The sequence below is a fragment of the Chryseobacterium soli genome, from assembly GCF_000737705.1.
Taxonomy (GTDB): Bacteria; Bacteroidota; Bacteroidia; order Flavobacteriales; family Weeksellaceae; genus Chryseobacterium; species Chryseobacterium soli.
On the sequence record NZ_JPRH01000005.1, the window covers coordinates 78,459 to 98,745 of the forward strand.

Sequence of the window (20,287 nt, forward strand, 5' to 3'; positions counted from 1 at the left end):
CGCAACCGATTAAAAATCAACAATGTCAACAAAAATGATAAATATTATTACTTTAAACAATCCTATCAGAGCTGTGTACTTTGGTAGCACTGAATATTTATCTGAATAGTAATCGACCTTTATACATCCAAAAATATATTGAAGGCCTTTCTATCCAGATAGGTCTTTTTTGCTACCCTATTTCCCGATTCTCACATTAAAGGGATTCCATTCCAGGAATCTTAAAATCAACTATTTAATTAAAAAAAATGAAATATAATACTCGAAATATAGGGATCATAGCACATGTAGATGCTGGAAAAACAACTTTAACGGAACGCTTACTGTATTACACCGGATTAATTCATAAACTCGGAAACGTAGATGATGGAAATACAACGATGGATAAAGATATTCAGGAGAAAAACCGAGGAATTACCATTTCATCGGCAGCTATTTCTACGCAATGGAAAAAGGATCAGCAGGTGTATAATATCAACATTATCGACACTCCCGGGCATATTGATTTTGCGGTGGAAGTTGAGCGTTCATTAAGAGTTTTAGACAGCGTTATAGCGGTGTTCTGTGCTTCTTCAGGCGTTCAGCCACAAACTGAAAATGTATGGTTTCAGGCTGAAAAACATAGCATTTCAAAAATTTGCTTTATCAACAAAATGGACAGGATAGGCGCCGATTTCTTTGCCGTTCTGAAAGAGATTGAAATGAAGCTGAATACTACACCCCTGGCTTTACAAATTCCCATGGGTTCTGAAGACAGTTTTGAAGGTGTAATTGATCTGCTTACTCAAAAAGCGCTGTATTGGGCCAATGAAAATGGAGAAACAATCCTTGAAAAAGAAATTCCTGAAGTCTACCAAGTAGAAGCGGATGAATACAGAATGAAACTGATGGAAATATTAGCAGAGTTTGACGAGATATTTTTTGAAGCATGTATGGTTTCTGAAAATACAGTTTCTGATGAATTTATTTTTGAAAGTATCCGGAGAGTTTGTTTGTCAAGAGCTGTAGTTCCCGTTTTATGCGGATCTGCATTTAAAAATAAAGGAGTTCAGCCGCTGCTCGATGCTATTGTTAATTATCTGCCGTCTCCGGACCAGCTTCCTTTCATACAAGGGAAAAATCCGATGACAGGAGAAACCATGGAACTGGAACGAAATGAAGAGGCTTCTTTTGCAGGATTGGTTTTTAAAGTGGTTATCGATAAACATATGGGAAAACTGGCTATGCTGCGAATTTATTCAGGAAACATAAAATCCGGGGATATGATCGTAAATGTAAGAACAGGGGAAACTCACAGAGTGTCAAGGATTTTACAGATGCAGTCTGACAAAACGTTATCTATGAATGAAGGAAAAGCAGGGGACATCGTAGCTTTAACCGGAATAAAAGATGCCAAGACAGGGGATTCTTTATCTGCTATCGGAAAATCTATCCTCCTTGAATCTATTACGATTCCTGCTCCTGTGATCCGGGTTTCCATAGAACCCAAAACGAATCATGACGAAAAGTCTTTCGGGTTGGTGCTAGCCAAAATTCAGGAAGAGGATCCTTCGCTGGTTGTTGAAAGAGACAAGCAAACAGGCGAAACTTTGTTGAGTGGCTTGGGAGAATTGCATCTTGAAGTTACGTTGGAAAAGATCAGGTTGAACCATGGCATTGAGATTAATCAGGGCAAACCTAAAGTTTCTTACAAAGAGATTTTAACAGAAACGAGAATCCATAGAGAAAAGCTTTCCAAACAAAATGGAGGGAATGGGCAGTTTGCGGATATCACTTTTGAAATAGGTCCCAGTGACAATAATCTGCCTGGACTGGAATTCATTAATCTCATTAAGGGAGGTGCAGTTCCTGGCGAGTTTATTCCTTATATTGAAAAGGGATTCAGGCAAGCGATGGAACATGGTCCATTGAACGGCTACCCTCTTGAAGGAATGAAAATTACGCTTCTTGATGGTTCTGCACATGCTCAGGATTCTGCAGCATTTGATTTTGAACTGGCGGCAAGAGACGGATTCAAAGCGGCGGCTAAAACTTGTAAGCCAAAACTATTGGAACCGATTATGCAGATTGAAATTCAGAGTATAGAGGAATATACGGGCGCTGTAACTGCGGATATCAACAAAAGAAGAGGAATCATCAATTCTATTGATGAAAAATCGGGAAGAAAAATATTCACTGCAGAAGTTCCTTTAGCTTCTACTTTCGGATATATTTCGGATCTGAGAACGCTGACGAGCGGAAGAGCTACGCTCAGCATGAAATTATCACACTATGTTATAGTACCTGATTTCATTTCCAATGTAATAATAACCTAAAACACGAGGGCTGTAAAATAATTTACAGTCCTCGTTTGGCTATTATATTCTATGTTATTTCTATTTTTCTATTTTTCAGGCATCACTTTATAGGTAGGATCTTCCTGAATATTCACTTCAATAACTGCTTCTGCATTTTTTAATATAGCACGGCAATCTTCACTCAAATGGCGTAAACGAATGGTTTTATTGTGTTGCTGATATCTTTTCGAAAGTTTATCCAAAGCATCAACAGCACTCATATCTACAATCCGGCTTTCTTTGAAATCTACCAGGACTTCATCCGGATCATTGATAGGATCAAATTTATCCGAAAAAGCCATTACAGATCCAAAAAATAAGGGACCGGATATTTCGTAATGCTTAATTCCATTTTCATCAATATATTTTTTCGCACGGATTCTCTTGGCATTGTCCCAGGCAAAAACCAAAGCGGCAATAATAACTCCCACCAAAACAGCTAATGCAAGATTATGCAGAACAATGGTGATCAAGGCGACTAAAACCCCTACAAAAATATCGGATTTCGGCATTTTACCTACAATTCTAATGGATACCCACTGAAAAGTACTGATGGCAACCATCATCATTACCCCAACCAACGCAGCCATCGGAATTTTTTCTATAAAAGGGGCACCAAACAGGATAATTATCAGAATGGTGATTGATGCAATAATCCCTGATAAACGGGCTCTTGAACCTGCATTAAGATTTACCAGCGTTTGAGCCACCATAGCACATCCGCCCATTCCTCCGAAAAAGCCGTTCGTCATATTGGCAACTCCCTGCGCAATCGATTCGCGGTTTGTATTTCCTTTAGAGTTGGTAATTTCATCTACCATCGATAAAGTAAGAAGTGATTCTATAAGGCCCACTCCTGCCATAATTAAGGCATAGGGAAAAATAATCTGTAATGTTTCCAGTGAAAAAGGAATTTTAGGAATATGAAAACTTGGCAAACTACCACTGATATGAGCAATATCGGCCACAGTTTTGGTATTGATATTAAAGCCTACAACAATAGCAAAGACAATCAGAATAGCAGCTAAAGAAGCAGGAACCACTTTTGTTATTTTAGGAAAAAAGTAAACAATCGCTGCTGTAAGCGCTGCCAGACCAGCCATTATATATAAGGTAGTTCCCTGCATCCAGCTTACGGTTCCGCTGCTGTCTGTAATTTTAAACTGTTCGATCTGTGCCATAAATATGATCACCGCAAGCCCGTTCAAAAAACCATACATAACCGGTTGCGGAATGAGCCTCACAAATTTCCCAAGCTTAAAAACTCCTACCAGAAGCTGGAAAATTCCTGCAAGAATTACTGTAGCAAAAAGATATTCAGTACCATGAGATTTTATCAGGGCTATGAGTACAACGATGGTTGCTCCTGCTCCACCGGAAACCATTCCCGGGCGGCCACCTAAAACAGCCGTCACAATTCCCATCAGAAAGGCTGCATACAATCCTATCAACGGAGAAAGTCCTGCCAGAATAGCAAAGGAAAGAGATTCCGGAATCATTGTCATGGCTACTGTAAAGCCTGCAAGCAATTCATTCTTATAATTTATTTTTTTCGAAAGGTCGAAAAAGCTGATCGTATTTTTCATTGAAGCACAAAGGTAGGCACTTGTACGATGGTACACAATTTTTATTATCCATACTCTTTTGCTATTTATATTGCTATTTATCAAACAAAACACCGTTGAAATAATTCACATATTCATATAGTTATTGCGTAAATATTTCTTTAATTTACGTTTATAATGAAATTTTTAACCCATTTTGTGAATTAACTTCTATTTTTTTTCTCTAAATTTGAAAACAGACAAGACAATTATTTATTATAATTAAATAGTTAGAAGTACCGTAATCTAATACACTCATCATTAGGTTACTAATTAGTAATTACAAAATAAAATGGCATGAGAGAGCTTTAATAGGTTATATGTTATTCATACTTGACAACCGAATAGAAAGTTTGAAAAATATGGGTTTTAGTAAACGGATTGGATGAAAATAGAGGGAAACCTTTATAAAATAACCTGAAATAAGGGCCATTGTCAGACAAAGATCTGACACCATCAATGATTGTATCAAAAAACTGGTTAATGAGCACAATGTTGCTATCATTACAATACCGGTGATTACTTACTCTACTATCAAAATTTCTGACCACGCTTTACTTTGGTAAGCAAGGTTATTCCCGTCAGGAATAATATATCTTCTATTTTTCTTTGGTGCAAAGTTTAATATAAAAACAGTATTCAACACATGTTATATAAAGATATATATATAGGGCAATTAATTAAGGAGAGGGTTGATGAAAAAGAAATCCCTATGGAAAGGATCTGCAATTTTCTGAATAAGGATGAAAAATTCATTGAAAATGTATATACCAGCAAATCATTAGATACAGATCTTCTTTTAAGATGGAGCAAATTATTGGAGTATGATTTTTTCAGACCCTACAGCTCTCACCTCATCTTGTATGCCCCGCCGGCGGCAGTTAACAAAAATCAGCAGAAATCTGAAAAGGTTCCTTACTTCAGGAAAAATATTTATACTCAGGAGATTAAAGAATTCATTATGAAAAAGATTCATTCCGGTGAAATGACTCAAAATGATGTTATCAGGGAGTATTCTATTCCTAAAAGTACACTTCACCGATGGCTTCAGAAAAACAGTAATAACGGATAAATCTATTCTATCATGCGCCCCAATTACACCAAAATTTATGAGGATATGCTGAAGCAGGATTACCCGGACAAATTAAAAGATCCTAAAATCTTAACGCTTCTCAAAAAGCTGAATACCACTGAAGACGTATTGAAGTTTAATGATAAATTGTTTGAGCAGTCGAGAGAAAGCCAACAAAATAATCAGAAACTGAAAACGTACGATAAAAAAACAATGCTTAAGCTTCTTCAGTATCAAAAAAAACATGAATTTTCGACAAGTTATATGTCAAGGAAATATAAAATAAGCCGAACGACGCTTGCGAAATGGAAAAAGATGTTTGAAGAAGAGATCAATGAAACAAAAAATGCCGATACATAATGTACCGGCATTGGTTATAATAAGGTAAAAAACAGGAAAAGAGCGGGGCTTTGTCTTTGCCGGAGTCGAACCGGACAGCCTTGCCGGTAATACCGACTGCGCTGTTCCTCCCCAATATGGTGACGATGGAACTTTTCCTTACGACACTTAATAAATTAAAAACAAGGCAATATACTGAAAATGCAATCGTGCTCTACCTGCTGAGCTACTCTTCCGATTGGTTTTGTGTTTTTTGTGGAAGAGACGGGACTCGAACCCGCGACCGCGTCGTGATGAGCGAAGTAGCATTATCCTACGGCACTTGTTTGTTTTTTAAAGAGGCGAATGCGAGAAGACGTTAACTATAGATCATTTTCAGATCTATTTTTGGAGTCGAACCAATGATAACCGAAGTACGCCTTATCTACGGCACTCTTTGTATATAAATCAAGGTAACAATAGCAGAATCTTCCGTGCATTTGCTCTATCCAGCTGAGCTACCTTTCCTTTTCGAGGGAATGGGCAGGAATCGAACCTGCGACCCAATGTTCAAATCCCGAGGTATGATTCTATAACGACACCTGATTTTTATTGTTATGTATTTTATTTAAAATCGAGCAATTGGGTGAAAGAGGCTTTTTCAATTTGGATTCGAAGGAACTCTTTCTTACGGCATCGATAGATTATAAGTAAGGTAAAAAATCAAACAGAGACTTGCTGGTAGCGTGCTACTTTTTACACCATCTGCTTCTGCAGAACAGGATTTGAACCTGTATCGCCACCCCTTAAACGAAGAAATTCTATTTTACGACACTTACTTTTTTAAATTTTTATGGTTATTGTTTTTTCTTACAGCAAAATTATTGCTTTAGTACGCATTCTTTTTACGCAGTTGAAATTATTTTAATTAAAAAACCAAGTAACAGGTTATAAGAGTTTTGAATGATATTCAAATTGGAAGTTTGACGATGAAACTCTTATGCTAACGACATTGGTTATTTAAAACCGAGCAACTCAGCGAAAAGACTCATATTCAATTAAAAGTCGAAGGATTTCTTTTCTTACGGCATCGGTTTATTTTTTAGGTCATTGCGAGGAACGCAGTGACGAAGCAATCTCAATTTTTTATGTTTGTTCGTTTTGCCTTGAAGCAAAAGAACCAAAAATTCAAGACTTGGAAACTCCGGCTAAAAATAAGGTATGCTCTCTAAAAATTCTAAACTCGCGCAAATTAGCTATTGTTGTTTGTTTTCAAAATTTCACTTGCGCTCAGACACTAGAATTTTCTTAACGTTCGCATATCTTATTTTCTTAACGCCTGCATTTCCTATGTCGATTATTTTACTCCTGTCATTAATTCTGAAATTCTTTCTGAATCATCAATCTTCATTTTCTTTAGAATTTCTGAGATTTTAATTTTAAATTTTATTTGTTGTTGTTTTACTTTTTCGAATTCAATTCTCAAGTTAGATTCATCAATTTCAAAAATTGGCTTTATATCTAAAAATTCATTTAAATTCAAATCTGAATAATCTGAAAATTGGATCTTTCCATTTTCTTTTTTATAGAAAACAAAAGGGTGACCTACCCATAGATCTGACCATTCTTTTGATTCATTTTCTAAAATCCTTTGCCATTCTTTAATATTTCCAATATCTCCACAACAAGTTGGTTTTATTAAAATTTTATCATTTTCTTTTAAAACAATCCCGCCATCAAATGGCATAATCTGATCTTTAAAATCATCTAAATCAATTCCTTGAAGATCGACTTCCAAAATAATTTTTAAATTTCTATCATCAATTGTTTCAATATCAACAAAATAAGATTCTCCATCTATTGTATGGAAATCAAGATCAATTGTAGAAACGGCTTTTATCCACTGTTTATACCATTCTTCAGGATTTGGTAGATCTGAAACTTCTGGCAATCCATACTCTTCTTTGGAATATTTCAGTGGGCTAATTTCAATAACATTAAAAAGTTGTATCATTTTATGCAGTTTTATATTCCTAGCCCCGATTGTAACGGCATCCTTTTTCTCAATGGCTTTGGAAAAAGCGCTGGCGAAAAAGATACAGTGAAAAGCGGGAAATAGCTTCTAAAAAATTAATGGTTATTCGTTTTTATTTAAAAGCAGTGCCTTTTACAGCACTACTTTTTCTATCATTTGTACCGCTGATTTCCGGTCTTCCAAGGCATTCAGTACATCGAAAATTTTGTCGGACCAGCCTGCGATAAGGTATACATCATTTTTTCTAACATCCAAAGGCTGTCTTCCATAACCCGCCAAATCAAAAATATACAATTTTGCATTGGGATTGTGATACTTTTGTATCGGTTCCAGGAGTTTTCAAATGAATGTGTATTTCCATTGCTGTTCCACATTTGCGTGTCGGTAAACAGCATTACTTTATCTACATTTTCTCTTCTGCTGATCAAATCTTCGATCACCAAATATCCGTTGGTAGAATACCCTACTTCACCTTCGCGTTTGTAGAACTCGTTAACGTTTCTCAGGATGCTGTTTTTAGGCATCGAAACTCTTTTCCAACGATCACCAAACATTCCGGTGATTACATTTTTGCATTGTGACTGAAGAATCATCGACATCAAAAGTCCGATATCGTACAGCAAAATTTTACTTTTCGGGGAAACCGGCTGCTGCATCGAACCTGAAACATCTGCCGCAATCACCACTGAAGTACCGAAACCAAAACCTTTGATATTTTTAGCACTTACCAATACAGCTTCTTCCAATGTTTCCAACACTGTAGAAAGATAGGGTGAATCGATTGTTTTCAATTCTCTGTACGCTACCAAAAATCTGAATGGCAATTGTTTTGAGTTTCTTACTGCTTTTTCATCTGCCAGATAATGACAGACTTTGGACATCGCATCCGGAGAAACGCCTGCTTCCAGTATATTTCTCAGGTTTCTAAGCGTTGCCATATAACCAAGCTTGTTACTGAAGATCAATTCTTCCCATTTGTTTTTGAAAGCGGATTTTCTTTCTGCTTCACTGGCAAACCGGGTCTGTCCCAACACAGAAAGCTCTACTTCCCATGTATAAGGCGTTTGCAATGAATCGCTCACAATTTTATTGAAAATGATCTGCTGATTTTCGTCTTTTGCTTTCGGGTGAACCAAAAACAAGGCATCTTTCAGGGTTACTTCAGCTTTCCGGTTGTATTTTGCAAACTGGTATTCATCAAATTTGTTGAAAGATTTTACCAGACCTTTCTGAATCTGCTTTGAAAGTCTGTTCAGTTTTTTCACCTCCGTTCTTTCGTTGGCCAATTGGTAATAGGCCAGCAATTCTGTAATTTCATCAGCTCTTTGAATCACTCCGTCCACAGTTTTGCTTACCAAATCGGTACCAGAGGTTTGTCTTGCCAATTCGGTAGTCAATACCAATGGAATGGAACGCAGATACATTTCTTTTCTTGCATATACGGCCAGTTTTGCAACGAATTCAGGATCATTCTTCGTAATCAGAGATTGAATTCTGTTCAGTCTTTCATTCCCTTTTTCATACGTAGTATTGGATAATCCTGTGGTAACAACAGCAGTATATAGTTCTTCTGCAGGAGTCATTGTATATGCTTTTGCACCTTCGTAGTTCATTACTACATTTTTCTCTTTTCTTAAAAAATTAAATTTCATGAGTTACTGTTTTTTTATTGTTAAACATATAAGGATTATCGTTCCTCTCTGATTTCTGATGCAAAGTAAAACCACAATTACGCAGTCTTTTTGCGCAGTTTTATTTTTTCTAAAAAGTTTTCATTTTTTTATTGTTTACTTTTGTAATGGATTATTTGTATGAAAACCGAAAAACATTTTTCCATTAAAAATTTCATGGCATCTTACTTTCCTTCTGATCTTTCGAAGAAGGGTGATGAAATTGTGTTTTTATGTCTGGATGAAAACCATACTTTCCCGGAAGAACGTGTTCAGATCCACTTTTATATGATTATTGCAGGGCTCAAAGGAAGATGTAAGATCAAAGCAGGTTCTCATGAATTTTTAATAAAAGCCAACAGCATTTCTATCATTCCGGCTGCTACGTGGATAGGTATGGAAAAAACCGCGGAAGCATTTGAAGCACAGGTTATTTTATTTGATCAGGATTTCCTTAAAAAAGGTCTGGCCAATCATGAAATCCTTAATGATCTTCTGTTTATCAATCCCCATTACCCGCCTACATTTCCTTTGAAGCGCAAACAGGTGGCAGATTTTGTATACCAATTCGGTAAGGTTGCTGAGGAAGTCAGCAGACAGGCAGCTTTCGGAATGGAAATGATTCGTTTATACTTGCTACAGATTTTATATGAATACAACCGGATTTGTGAAATATGTCTTCTTAACTCAGATACCACCATCAACAGGAAGTTTCAGATCATGCACCGCTTCCGGAAATTGGTGGATGAACAGTTTAAAACGCATAAAATGGTTGCCGACTATGCACAACAGTTACACATCAGCCCGAAATACCTCAGCGAATGTGTGGCTGAACATTTAGGCCATTCTGCGTTAAAAGTTATCCAGAACAGGATTCTTCAGGAAGCTGAAATTTCGCTGAGCTATACAGAAAAAAGCATTAAAGAGATCTCCAATGAACTAAACTTCGGGAGTCCTGCCCATTTTGCACGGTTCATTCAGTCACATACAGGAAAAACTCCGACAGACTTTAGAAAAAAACCGTAAAATAGGCTGTATAAACCGTAATCCGTCTATTCTATCTTTTGAAGGACTGGTCTATCTTTGTTGTATTAATTTCAAATAACAACATCATGATCAAAGGATTATACGAAACCCATATTCAGGTAAGCAATCTGAATAATGCCATTCAATTTTATACGGAAGTGTTGGGATTAAAACTCGCCCATCTCGATGAAACCAGACCTATTGCATTTTTATGGATTGGGGAAGATAAAGATTTTATGTTAGGATTATGGGAACAAAAGGAGAATCTACAGCCGAGACATTTCGCTTTTTCATGTGATCTGCAGGATATTTTAGATTATTCTGCCGAATATCTAAAAAACAGGAATTTAAAACCTTACAACTTTTTAAAAGACGGAATGGACAAACCTATGGTTTTTGCATGGATGCCGGCTCTAGCTATTTATTTTAATGATCCGGATGGAAATCAACTGGAATTTATTTCTATTCTGGAAGGAAAATCCCAACCCAATCTGGGTGTCATTTCTTATGATGAATGGTTGAATAATAATTAATTAATTCACCCAATTCTCTCGTTTATTTTTTAATTTATAGGGCCAACTTGGTAACAGATTGGCCCTTTTTCTAAATAGTAACATATCATTTACTTTCTAAGTTCATCATTTTCTTCACAGCCAGGACATGCTTGCACGGACCGCGTTCTCCCTGATATTTGCTGTACCATTCGCAGGTACATCTTTCTTTTTCATGGTCCAAGATTACCGTATGATGTACACCGGTTCCTTCTACTCTGGCTTCTGTTCTGTCATACTGATCATGTAAAATGACTACTTTTCCTTCTTCAATCAGCTTTTCTGCATTTTTCATTCTGGGATTCAATCCGGAAATCCGGTCAGATTTGAAAGGCAGCCTGCGGTAGAAAAATTCTCTATCGTCAAGGTCATATCCTAATAATCCCATAGCAGCAAGTCTCCCTGTAAGACTTTCAACATTTGTAATGCTCATTTTTTCTTCCAGCACCAAAGCAGCTGTATTAAAAGATTGATTAGCATAGGCGTACTGGTCCAATGCTTCGGTCCATTCATCAGAAACATCATCAATATGGCTCTCCAGCACTGCTCCTTCTCCTGAAAATCCCCGCCAGTTTTCTCTGGATAACGAAAAACTAAAACGGACATTTCCCATATATAGCTGCCAGGTTGTCGACTGCATAGTAGGGTGAGGAAATACTTTCATTTCATCAATATAAGGAAGTAACGGTTCCAACAGGCGCAGACGGTTTAATCCCCCGATGCAAACGGCATCATTTGATTTTACAGGAGAAAACATGGGTTTGTTTCCTCTTATAATAAGGTAATAATCTGTTTTTACGGGTCCTTTGGGTATACCCCTAAACAATTGCTGGGTCTGGATTTTATTGAACGTGTGCCGTTTTTCTGATTCGGAAAGATATATCTGAACCGTACCCAATCCTTTGATCCATTTTACAGGCAATGGTACTTTTCTTTCGATTGTTTTATGATCTTCCTGATACAGTCCTACTTCTTTTTCACCCACGGAAAGCATTATTTTCTCGTTCTGGCGAATGCTTCCCAGTGCAGTAATCATAGGCTGATTGAAATCTACATTGGTAGTTCCGTTATCAAGAAATTCACCGTCTAAAGCATCCGGAAGAATGTCTACCCGGGCATACACACCTGCACAGTGAGAAAATCCTTCAAAGCGCAGTCTTTCATTCCCAGCAGTGACAATCGGATCTTTAAGAAGCGACATCTGAAACGGTGACAGGTTAAAACTGGATTTAACAATATTGGAAAGCGTTATCAGGCACCGGGCTACAATGAAAGGCTGGCCAATATTTCCCCAGAAGAAACAGGGTACATCTGTGTTTTTCTGAATTTCGCTGTACTTGGATAAAAAAAGTTCCTCTGAAGAATTTTTTTTAGTCAAAGACGAAGGTCTTGAATAGGTATAAATGAGTGTATCTTCCATGGGTAACTATTTTAATAAAAGACTACAGACTTTCTTTAGGGTTGAGTTTTCTTTCCAGCTGTCGAGTTTATCCTGTAACCCTGCATCTATTTTAGATTGATTCAATGCGAGGATTTCGTGATAAATTTCCAAAAGCTTTTTCAGGTTGGTAATAGGCGTTTCCATCTGCAACAGTATGCTGGAAATCATTACTTCTAACGCAAGGTTGTGGTTTCTGCTTACATTCATCATATTATTTTGGATCAGATCTGTAAACCGTTTTACTGGTGCCCATTCTAGTTTTTCATGTAACCCTATTACTTCCCCAAGCCTGACATTATCAATTATCTGAAGGGAAACATGTTCCAGCCAGATCTCACAGGCTGTATTCCGAATCGTTTTATCACCATCCAGTAAGGTGGTTCCCAAAAACAGATATCCCATACTATCCAAAGGTTTTTTTATCTGATGAAGAGCCTGCGCCGTTCTTAAGGTAAGCCCTCTTTCATAGACTTCGGACAGTCCTGAATAAAAGAGTCCAATTTTAATAATTTTAGCGATTACATGAGCAGGAGTATTGGGGAAACTCCACAGCAATGCAGGAATATCGGAAGAGTCTTTTTGTTCTGCAATACAATATTCTAAAAAGAGCGGATGTTGTCTTTTCTCAAAGTGGTATTTGGGAATGGTGATGCTTAATTCAACCGGATAGTAAGAATTCTTTTTATTATCTGTGGTGATCCAATTGTAGTTACCTGTGAAGAATTCCTTAGGTATTGTAGTGTATCCAAAATCTTTAAATTCTTCAAAAACCGTCTCAGGGGAGCGCGTAATTCCTGCTGTCATCCACCATGAAGGATGTGTAAACGGTCCTTTCGGGGTATTTTTCTTATTAAAAAAGAAAACCAGCAGTTCTTTATATTCTCCTTTTAGCTTTTCTTCGGCTTGCTTCAGTGCTTCATCAGTATTATCCAACGCACAACGCTGTAATGCCAGTTGCACATCATAATCATTAGGTACTATGTTTTCGTTCTGGTATATTTCAAATCTTTCTACCAATGCAGCAGGGCTGATCCAGCAAGGTTCATGGGTTACTGTTGATAAAAGTGGAATCGTATTTCCCTTCTTAATTTTATCAAAAACATCTACGGCTATTTTTTTATACGGGCTCATCGTAAAACTTCCAAAAGAAATTCCTTCAATAGGGCCTATTTTTTTATCATAATGTTTATACTGCTCTCTCGTACTTTCTTCGTCAAAGATCTTTCTATAGATCTTATCAAGATTTCTCAGTTCATAAGGGAATTTCTCTATGAGCATCAATCCATAATTGATAATCATATTGCAAAGAATAATACTGTAAGGAGCTACTTCCCATTTGGCAATGGTTTTACATGCTTTTTGAAAAACAGGTTCCATTAATTTTACTGATCCGGAATCTGCATCTCCTGCAAAACGGACTAATCCCGACAATGCAAGATCGTAATAATATGTTCCGGAATGATCAATAGCCTGTGGCAGGAAAAACATAAGGTCTTCAAAATTTTGAGGTTCCTGAACTTCATTTTCCTGATGAATCAATTCCATTCTTTCAACAGATACTTCCTCAAGTTCATAATCTTCATTACTCAGATAATCTTCCAGAATCAGTCTGGCATTGGCAAGCATATTTTCAGAATAATGAGAAATGGCCACCTTTACCCCATCGGAAGCAGGAATATATTTTTGAATGATTTTTGCTGTCCTCAATTGGATACTTTCATCTTTACTCACAAATGCAGCACTTAAAGCCATTCCTAAATTTTCGGTATCCGTTTCTTCTTTGTGCAGCAGTTTCTCTGTAAGGACCAAACTTGCCATCAGAGTTGCCTTCACTTCCGAGCTTAATAAATTCGGGAGAAAGTTTGAAAATTCCTCACTCTTAAAGTCGGTACTTGAAACAATCTTTTTCAGATGGGCCAGAATGGTATTGACGGCTTTGGACTGTACAGAAGGAAGGCCTGCAAAAAGTTCATCCTGCAGTTCGATCAGTTCTTCGTCTGACGGTTTTAATGCTGTAAAAGCATCCATGAACCATCCTGTTACATTTTTATTGAAATTTCTGTTGGAAGCCAGCAGGCATTCTTTCAAAAATCTTTTTCTTTCTATTTTTTCTTCGTTAATGAGTTTCTGAATTAAAGGAAGCCATTCTTTATAAAACGGCAGGGATCTGGACGGAAATTCGCACAGATGCCAGAAATGCACCTTTAACGTTTCAGGATATTTTTCTAAATCGCGGGGATGATCACTTAAATGACTCCCTAAAAGTTCGGGAGAAGGCTGGATATATCCTTTCGCAGACCATTCTATAATATGCTGATAGTTGAAAGCGGTGTATTCAGCATCTACTGATTCATTGATGAAATCAGAAAACCAGGCAGGGCAGCCCCATTCCAAAATTTCATTGGTCTGTTCCATATTCCTGAACAGGCTCCAGTAATCTTTTCCGTAATGCTTCCGGTCCATACAGACAAACGAAGCAATATCAATGATGGAGTGTTGCTCAGCAGATCCGCTGGTATGATAGGAGTTTTTAGTCATCACTATTTTACTGATCTCTCTATCCATTTTCTTGATCGCCGGAACAAGTTCTTTTTTATCTTTTGCTTTCAGTGTTTTTAAAAAGGGAATAATCTCATGTGTTTTTTCCTCACTAAGGATCTCATAAAGTCTCTCTTTCATTAGTCTTTAATTTGATGAATAATTTTTTTCAGGTTATTTTCTTTTCCCATGCTTTCAGGTTTTCAATCAGTGCCTTGTCAGGCGCGGAATGATTCAGCTTCATTAATTCATAATAAAGCTCCAGCAATTTTTTCAGGTTAAAAACCGGATTTTTGATGGCTGTAAGAATAGAAATTATTAGTTTTTCAAAAGTTTGGTTATATTCGGGATTCAGATTAATATAACGAGACAACACGCTTGTTATTTTTTTAACCTGAGCGAGTCCAAAACTGATCTTTTCCCCGACCAATAATCCAAATACGGAGAGGTCGAAATCAGCTACAACTGCCCTGTTGATAAAGGCTTCAAAAGCCGTACCAGAAAAGGGTTTATCTTTACTAAAAAGCTCCGCAGAAATAAATAAACTGTATATTTTCTGAAATGGAAGTCCAAGTTTCATACAATCGTCCGGAAGTACAGCATTCCATGTATATTTTTTTTCAACTTCGGGGATAGTTTGCTTTTTCGCTCTCAACACCAATATCCTAATTTTCCGGACTGTGGGAATGAGATAGGTAAACAATTCAAAAAAAACTCTGCTATGATTTTTTGAGAAGGTAAGATTAACTGCATTCAAAGAAAACTTCAATACTTTGCGATGCTCAATCGTACCTTTATTTTTACTGCAGCCTAACGTGGCCAGAACAGAAACAGCATTATGACCCCGATCTTTTTTCAGGGAGTTTTTTAAGATAACAATAATTTTTTCTTTCTCTTTGGGGATCAGCTTTTCCAGAAAAAGAATAATTTCCTTAATCTTATCGTGTAAATAAATCGCTTTAAATTCGCCTTCAATGAGCATAAATTGATTCTTGGCAACTAAAATAACAAAAATCAATTTACATATCCCACAAAAGTGAGTTTTTAACAAAACATTAAAACTTTGACGGATAACGTTTTACGCGTTCGATAAAGAATTTACGTTTTTAACAATAATTCAATTAAAATTTCAGCTTCAAAATCAAGAGTCCATAATCGCTCTTCTCCGTGCCAAAAGCTGTAAAGCTCCGAAAATTCGGTAGTTTTAAATAATCTAAATCGTACTTCATCTTTAGGGGTTATGATGTCGCAGTGTATGGCTCTTGTTTCCACATCTATGGTAAAGTGGGCATCAATTCCCATCGGATAAAAACAGTCGGCTTCAATAATTCCCTTTTTCTTTTCAATATGATAGAAAAAAACATTTGAAAATTCTTTGTGAAGTGTATTGGTATAAGTTTCCAGTTTTTCTCCATCCTCCAAAAAATAGTACATATTATAAGTTCCCAGAAAAGCCACTTTCAGTTTGGAATGATGAGTGAGAAGTTCTACGGTCTGCAGATGTGATCCTTCCTGAGCGTACTGTATTTTTTCCAGCTTAAAATCAAAAAAAGGAAATGCCTCTTTCCCGGGAATGAGGTCCTCTATATTTCTGTAGTATTCGTTATTGACAGGGCTGACATTGAAGAAATACTCTTTCTCAAATAACTCTCTTGAAAAAAAACGTGGCCTTCCAAGACTTCTTTCTGTATAACTTACTGCTTCTCCCCTGTTATTAAAGTTGACGGTGATCCCATCCGAGCCCAATAATGGAGATATATGTGGGTAAAATATCTTGGTTCCGGAAACAAGATTACCGGAAGCGGCATCATAGGTTACGCTGCTTACCAGCCTGAAATAATTGTCATAAACAGCTGTGCCTGTAAACTTAACTATACTCCAGGTATCATCATTTCGTACGATAAAATCGTATATTATATAGTTATTCTGCTTTCTTTTATTGTAATAGATTTTATTTCTTCCGTCCGTAAAATGAGCAAGATCTGTAATTTCTTTTACTTCATCATGATAGCTTTCTATGTATTCAATGTAGTGTTTGTCTTTAAAATCTTCTTTAGAAACAGCCTTAGCATTTATTCTTTTGACCAGTTTTCCATTTTCGAAGCTTTCTACTGAATATTCGTAAAGATTTTCTGTTTCGGATTTGGTGATGATTTCATCCAGATGATTTTTGTACACCAATTGGTAAGAAACCACAGGATTTAAAAGTTCCGGGATCTCCGGTGATGCAGAGAGGAAGTATTTTCCATATTCGGAATCAAAGAAGCCTGAATCTTTAAGGTCTTGAATTGTATGATCTGTACCATGCCAGCCATCTTCTTCATAAATCGTTTCTGATGCTAACCGGCCGGTTGAATCATAGGTAAAACTGTCCAGAGGTGAATATTTGGAATCATAGTAATAGGCATATTTTGTACACGACTCTATATTTCCATGCTGATCTGTACATTTCAGGAAAATGCATTTCCCCAGCAGGTCCACAACTTTAATGAGCGTTTCATTTAAAACACCATTCCTGTACTGCTCAATCTTCCATTTTGTAAAGCCATTTTTTTTCTCTTCTACATAATGAAGCTCGGTATATTGTTCTGTCAGAGCAACAGATTCACCTTCCTCAATGAAATAACTGATGGCCGAAATTTTAAATTTTACAAAATGCTCAATACGCTTTAAAGTACCGTTAGTATATCCTTTTTTAATGAAACTTTTTTCAAAAAAAGCCTGCTGTAATGTAATTTCTCTTTCTTCTCCAAAACCGGAGTAATAAGTGCAGGTTTCAATTTCCGGAGTATCACCTGATGGGGTAAAGGGGAAAAAATTCAGGTAATACGAGCTGGAAACTTCCAATTGATGGAGGGCTGAAAATTCCTGCAGCTGTCTTTCGATTTCCTCTTTTTTAAGCAATGGTATTCCAGTGTCAAAATAATAAAAATTCAGTTTTTCATTGGAATCTGAATATACTGTTTTTTGATTGTGATATTCTTCTTTGCTGTGATGGTACATTGAAATGACACGTCTCTGAGCATCTTCCACCCTGAAAAAATCTTTTTCAAGCAGTAATTTATTGTAGCATCTTTCATGGACTAGCTTACAGGTTCCGAGTTGCTTTTCTCTTATAATATTGACTCCGTTGAGAAAAATATTTTCAAATAGAATTTCTTCATCGTTTATCTTTTCATCAGCAAAATAAAAAGAAATGCAATAGATCACACCTTTATGGTAATGTTCTGTCTTCTCCAGTCTTTCACCGGTATATATGTGTTTAAGATAGGTGATGTTCTCATGAAGCTGTGTTTCATCAAGAGTCGTTTTTTTATCTCTTTTTGTATATCGTATCTTTTTTTTCATTGTAGTGTAAATAATAAAAATCAGTATGTTCAGAATGATCTGAACCTATAGATTTATGGGTTCCATCCATAGTTATCACCGTCTCTTCCCTTCGTCATACTTCATGATGTTCTTATGATGGGCAGCAGGAAGCTTTCTGGAATGGATCGCCTTTTCTTTCTGAAATAATTTCTGCTGCAGGGAATTGAAAACAGGATTTCTATTCTCATTTATGATCTACCTTATTATGTATCGCATGGACTCATTATTGCGTCTGCATGCTTATTTTTTTATGTAGATAAGCAAAGGTAAGGATTACCTTCAGTTATGTGATTAATTATTGGAATTAAAGTGATTCTATTTATACTTCAGTGCAGTTTTTCGCGCAGGACAGGAAGAATTATGCTCAACAAAAAAGCTCCCTTTTTCAAGAGAGCTCTTTTAAATCCACATGCTGTATCTAGCTGTTTTGCAGGCACCAGTAAAGGATTTTTGCAATATTTTTGGCGTCATCCACTCCTCTGTGGTGAGTCCCTTCCAATGGGATATTGAGTTCACCTAATGCCCTGCTCATGCCGACACTTTTTCTAATACCCGGATGCAGCTCACCAAATAGTGTTTTCACATTGATATGGTGATCACCTAATGGATAATCTACATTGAATCTGCGGCTCTGGCTCTGCAGCATATTCAGGTCATAATTGCCATAGCTCGCCCATGTAAGCTCTTCGGAATCATATTCGGCACGTAAAATATCCAATGCATCTTCGAGAAGGATTCCTTCTTCATCCAGCATTTTCTGAGTTATAGAAGTAAGTTCTGTACAGAACGGACTTACGCTTGAGTATTGTGGTTTTACTAAAATTCCTTCATTTTGAGAAATCTTACCAGTTTTTACATCCATCATGCAGACTCCGATCTCGATGATCTCACTTTCCTGACCTCGCGGCGGCCTGCCATCCCAACATGTTGCTTCGAGGTCTATAATTAATATAGTATCTGTTGTTTTCATTTGTTTATTACTTAATTTAAAATTTACCCCAATAGTGTTCTTACAATCTTGGCGGTATTGTAGGCATCATCTGCCCCGCTGTGGTGATTCCCTTCGAAATCCATTTTGAGATATTCCAGTGCCCTTTTTAATCCAATCATTTTCTGAAGTTTGAAATGGTTTCTGAATTCTTCCATTACATTTAGGTAATCATAAGAAAAAGGGGGTTCGATACCCAGCCAATCGCACTGCTCGAAAATCTGCTCTTTATCAAAATTTCCAAATCCTGCCCATGTAAGGTTCGCAGATTGATATTCATCCTGAATTTTTTCACAGGCTTCGTCAAAATATATTCCCTGTTCTTCGATCAATTGTGGAGTAATTCCTGTTAGTTTTGTACAGAAACTATTGATTTCCGATCTTTCGGGAATGACGTAAATACTCTGCTTTTTGGAAATAATTTTTGTGGTCAGATTCAATTCGCATATTCCTATCTCGATGATATCTACTTTTTGTCCGACAGGAATTCTGTCGTTTTCCCAGCATGTAGCTTCCAGATCGACAATTAATATTTCATTGGTCGTTTCCATCTTAGTCTTCATTGTTTCTTGGTGCAAAAGGCGGTGTCCACTTCTTCTTTTTCATGATTTCTTTTACTTCTTCATAAGAAATTGGACAGAAATCGTGACAGTCTACCCCGACATCAAAGCTCAGGCTCATTTCGTCATCCGGAAGTGTTCCGTGAGAATGGCCGTACAGCTGCCAGGTTCCCCTGTGTGACCCGTTCCAGGTACGCATGGCGTAATGAAAAAGAATAATCTTCTGTTTTCCGTTACTGTTATCGGGTTCTTCAACTCTCAATTCATGATAGTCTCTGATCCATTCAAACCTTTTGGTATGGGTAAGTGCAGCTCCTTCATGGTTTCCTTTGATCAAATGGATCTTGCCATTCAATTGGTCTAACACTTCTTTGGTAAAATCCGGTTTTCCCAGACTGATATCGCCCAGATGATAGACGGTATCATTAACACCAATTTTATCATTCCATCTTCGGATCATTTCTTCATTCATCTGTTCCATCGACTCAAAGGGCCGTTCGGAAAATTTTATAATATTGGGGAGGCCGAAATGATGATCGGCCGTAAAAAATATATTTGGTTTCATTTTTTTTAATTTGTTTAATTGTTTTGAACCACAAAAGCTGTGTAGAATTTTTCAACACTTTTATTTTTAAGACACATAAAATTTATACTAATTTCAGATTACAAAACAGAGCACTTTAGCTTCAGAAAATCTTTAATTTTCTCTTATGTGATCTTTATGCGCACCATTTTTAACTTCTCATGTGTTTTAAAGTGTCTAATCCTTTTGTGACTTT

At 36.8% G+C, this 20,287-nt stretch carries 15 protein-coding genes; 5 read left to right on the plus strand and 10 right to left on the minus strand.

Annotated elements, in window-relative coordinates; genetic code table 11:
• The first annotated feature begins 248 nt into the window (after nt 1-248).
• A complete protein-coding gene (gene fusA / locus IW15_RS13515; RefSeq protein ID WP_034712182.1) occupies nt 249-2,315 on the plus strand; it encodes an elongation factor G in 2,067 nt (688 codons plus the stop codon).
• Between the two features lie 68 nt (nt 2,316-2,383).
• On the opposite strand, the gene IW15_RS13520 is transcribed toward fusA, so the two are convergent.
• Nucleotides 2,384-3,922 carry a SulP family inorganic anion transporter gene (locus IW15_RS13520; protein WP_034712184.1) on the minus strand — a complete coding sequence of 513 codons (1,539 nt, stop codon included), beginning with the start codon at nt 3,920-3,922 and terminating at the stop codon, nt 2,384-2,386.
• A gap of 664 nt (nt 3,923-4,586) precedes the next feature.
• Here IW15_RS13520 and IW15_RS13525 point away from each other — a divergent pair.
• Nucleotides 4,587-5,012: a transposase gene (locus tag IW15_RS13525; protein WP_034712187.1), complete on the plus strand. Its 426-nt coding sequence runs from the start codon at nt 4,587-4,589 to the stop codon at nt 5,010-5,012.
• Between the two features lie 12 nt (nt 5,013-5,024).
• Nucleotides 5,025-5,372 carry a hypothetical protein gene (locus tag IW15_RS13530; RefSeq protein WP_034712189.1) on the plus strand — a complete coding sequence of 116 codons (348 nt, stop codon included), beginning with the start codon at nt 5,025-5,027 and terminating at the stop codon, nt 5,370-5,372.
• A 1,315-nt stretch (nt 5,373-6,687) separates the two neighbouring features.
• Here IW15_RS13530 and IW15_RS13535 read toward each other — a convergent pair.
• Entirely contained in the window at nt 6,688-7,344 is a 657-nt protein-coding gene (locus tag IW15_RS13535) for a hypothetical protein (protein ID WP_034712191.1), read from the minus strand.
• Nucleotides 7,345-7,553: 209 nt separating this feature from the next.
• Nucleotides 7,554-9,017 (minus strand): TROVE domain-containing protein, encoded by a 1,464-nt coding sequence (locus IW15_RS13540; RefSeq protein WP_228384366.1) that lies wholly within the window; start codon nt 9,015-9,017, stop codon nt 7,554-7,556.
• 159 nt (nt 9,018-9,176) lie between these two features.
• Here IW15_RS13540 and IW15_RS13545 point away from each other — a divergent pair, with 159 nt between their 5' ends.
• The gene (locus IW15_RS13545; protein WP_034712194.1) at nt 9,177-10,061 is read left to right on the plus strand and encodes a helix-turn-helix domain-containing protein; all 885 of its coding nucleotides are present in this window, start codon (nt 9,177-9,179) and stop codon (nt 10,059-10,061) included.
• Between the two features lie 86 nt (nt 10,062-10,147).
• Nucleotides 10,148-10,594 carry a VOC family protein gene (locus IW15_RS13550; protein WP_034712196.1) on the plus strand — a complete coding sequence of 149 codons (447 nt, stop codon included), beginning with the start codon at nt 10,148-10,150 and terminating at the stop codon, nt 10,592-10,594.
• A gap of 85 nt (nt 10,595-10,679) precedes the next feature.
• Here the strand turns inward: IW15_RS13550 and IW15_RS13555 are convergent, their stop codons facing one another.
• The 7 genes from IW15_RS13555 to IW15_RS13585 form a co-directional block, all read right to left on the minus strand.
• Nucleotides 10,680-12,032 carry an SWIM zinc finger family protein gene (locus IW15_RS13555; RefSeq protein WP_034712198.1) on the minus strand — a complete coding sequence of 451 codons (1,353 nt, stop codon included), beginning with the start codon at nt 12,030-12,032 and terminating at the stop codon, nt 10,680-10,682.
• Between the two features lie 6 nt (nt 12,033-12,038).
• Nucleotides 12,039-14,732 carry a DUF6493 family protein gene (locus tag IW15_RS13560; RefSeq protein WP_034712200.1) on the minus strand — a complete coding sequence of 898 codons (2,694 nt, stop codon included), beginning with the start codon at nt 14,730-14,732 and terminating at the stop codon, nt 12,039-12,041.
• Between the two features lie 28 nt (nt 14,733-14,760).
• Complete coding sequence (locus IW15_RS13565) at nt 14,761-15,573, minus strand: DUF7825 domain-containing protein (protein ID WP_034712202.1); 813 nt, start codon at nt 15,571-15,573, stop codon at nt 14,761-14,763.
• Between the two features lie 116 nt (nt 15,574-15,689).
• Nucleotides 15,690-17,939, minus strand: a complete 2,250-nt coding sequence (locus IW15_RS13570) for a hypothetical protein (RefSeq protein WP_034712204.1) — start codon at nt 17,937-17,939, stop codon at nt 15,690-15,692.
• 439 nt (nt 17,940-18,378) lie between these two features.
• On the minus strand, nt 18,379-18,930 hold the full coding sequence (locus IW15_RS13575) for a 3'-5' exonuclease (RefSeq protein WP_034712206.1): 552 nt from the start codon (nt 18,928-18,930) through the stop codon (nt 18,379-18,381).
• A gap of 23 nt (nt 18,931-18,953) precedes the next feature.
• Entirely contained in the window at nt 18,954-19,511 is a 558-nt protein-coding gene (locus tag IW15_RS13580) for a 3'-5' exonuclease (RefSeq protein WP_084681433.1), read from the minus strand.
• On the minus strand, nt 19,501-20,073 hold the full coding sequence (locus IW15_RS13585) for a metallophosphoesterase family protein (RefSeq protein ID WP_034712209.1): 573 nt from the start codon (nt 20,071-20,073) through the stop codon (nt 19,501-19,503). Before IW15_RS13585 ends, IW15_RS13580 begins: the two co-directional genes overlap by 11 nt.
• Between the last annotated feature and the right edge of the window lie 214 nt (nt 20,074-20,287).

Excerpts from the sequence above, each read along its gene's own strand:
- IW15_RS13575 (WP_034712206.1), bottom strand. The coding sequence starts at position 18,930 with ATGAAAACAACAGATACTATATTAATTATAGACCTCGAAGCAACATGT.
- IW15_RS13530 (WP_034712189.1), top strand. The coding sequence starts at position 5,025 with ATGCGCCCCAATTACACCAAAATTTATGAGGATATGCTGAAGCAGGAT.
- fusA (WP_034712182.1), top strand. The coding sequence starts at position 249 with ATGAAATATAATACTCGAAATATAGGGATCATAGCACATGTAGATGCT.
- IW15_RS13540 (WP_228384366.1), bottom strand. The coding sequence starts at position 9,017 with ATGAAATTTAATTTTTTAAGAAAAGAGAAAAATGTAGTAATGAACTAC.
- IW15_RS13535 (WP_034712191.1), bottom strand. The coding sequence starts at position 7,344 with ATGATACAACTTTTTAATGTTATTGAAATTAGCCCACTGAAATATTCC.
- IW15_RS13585 (WP_034712209.1), bottom strand. The coding sequence starts at position 20,073 with ATGAAACCAAATATATTTTTTACGGCCGATCATCATTTCGGCCTCCCC.
- IW15_RS13580 (WP_084681433.1), bottom strand. The coding sequence starts at position 19,511 with ATGAAGACTAAGATGGAAACGACCAATGAAATATTAATTGTCGATCTG.
- IW15_RS13570 (WP_034712204.1), bottom strand. The coding sequence starts at position 17,939 with ATGAAAAAAAAGATACGATATACAAAAAGAGATAAAAAAACGACTCTT.
- IW15_RS13520 (WP_034712184.1), bottom strand. The coding sequence starts at position 3,922 with ATGAAAAATACGATCAGCTTTTTCGACCTTTCGAAAAAAATAAATTAT.
- IW15_RS13550 (WP_034712196.1), top strand. The coding sequence starts at position 10,148 with ATGATCAAAGGATTATACGAAACCCATATTCAGGTAAGCAATCTGAAT.
- IW15_RS13565 (WP_034712202.1), bottom strand. The coding sequence starts at position 15,573 with ATGCTCATTGAAGGCGAATTTAAAGCGATTTATTTACACGATAAGATT.
- IW15_RS13525 (WP_034712187.1), top strand. The coding sequence starts at position 4,587 with ATGTTATATAAAGATATATATATAGGGCAATTAATTAAGGAGAGGGTT.
- IW15_RS13545 (WP_034712194.1), top strand. The coding sequence starts at position 9,177 with ATGAAAACCGAAAAACATTTTTCCATTAAAAATTTCATGGCATCTTAC.
- IW15_RS13560 (WP_034712200.1), bottom strand. The coding sequence starts at position 14,732 with ATGAAAGAGAGACTTTATGAGATCCTTAGTGAGGAAAAAACACATGAG.
- IW15_RS13555 (WP_034712198.1), bottom strand. The coding sequence starts at position 12,032 with ATGGAAGATACACTCATTTATACCTATTCAAGACCTTCGTCTTTGACT.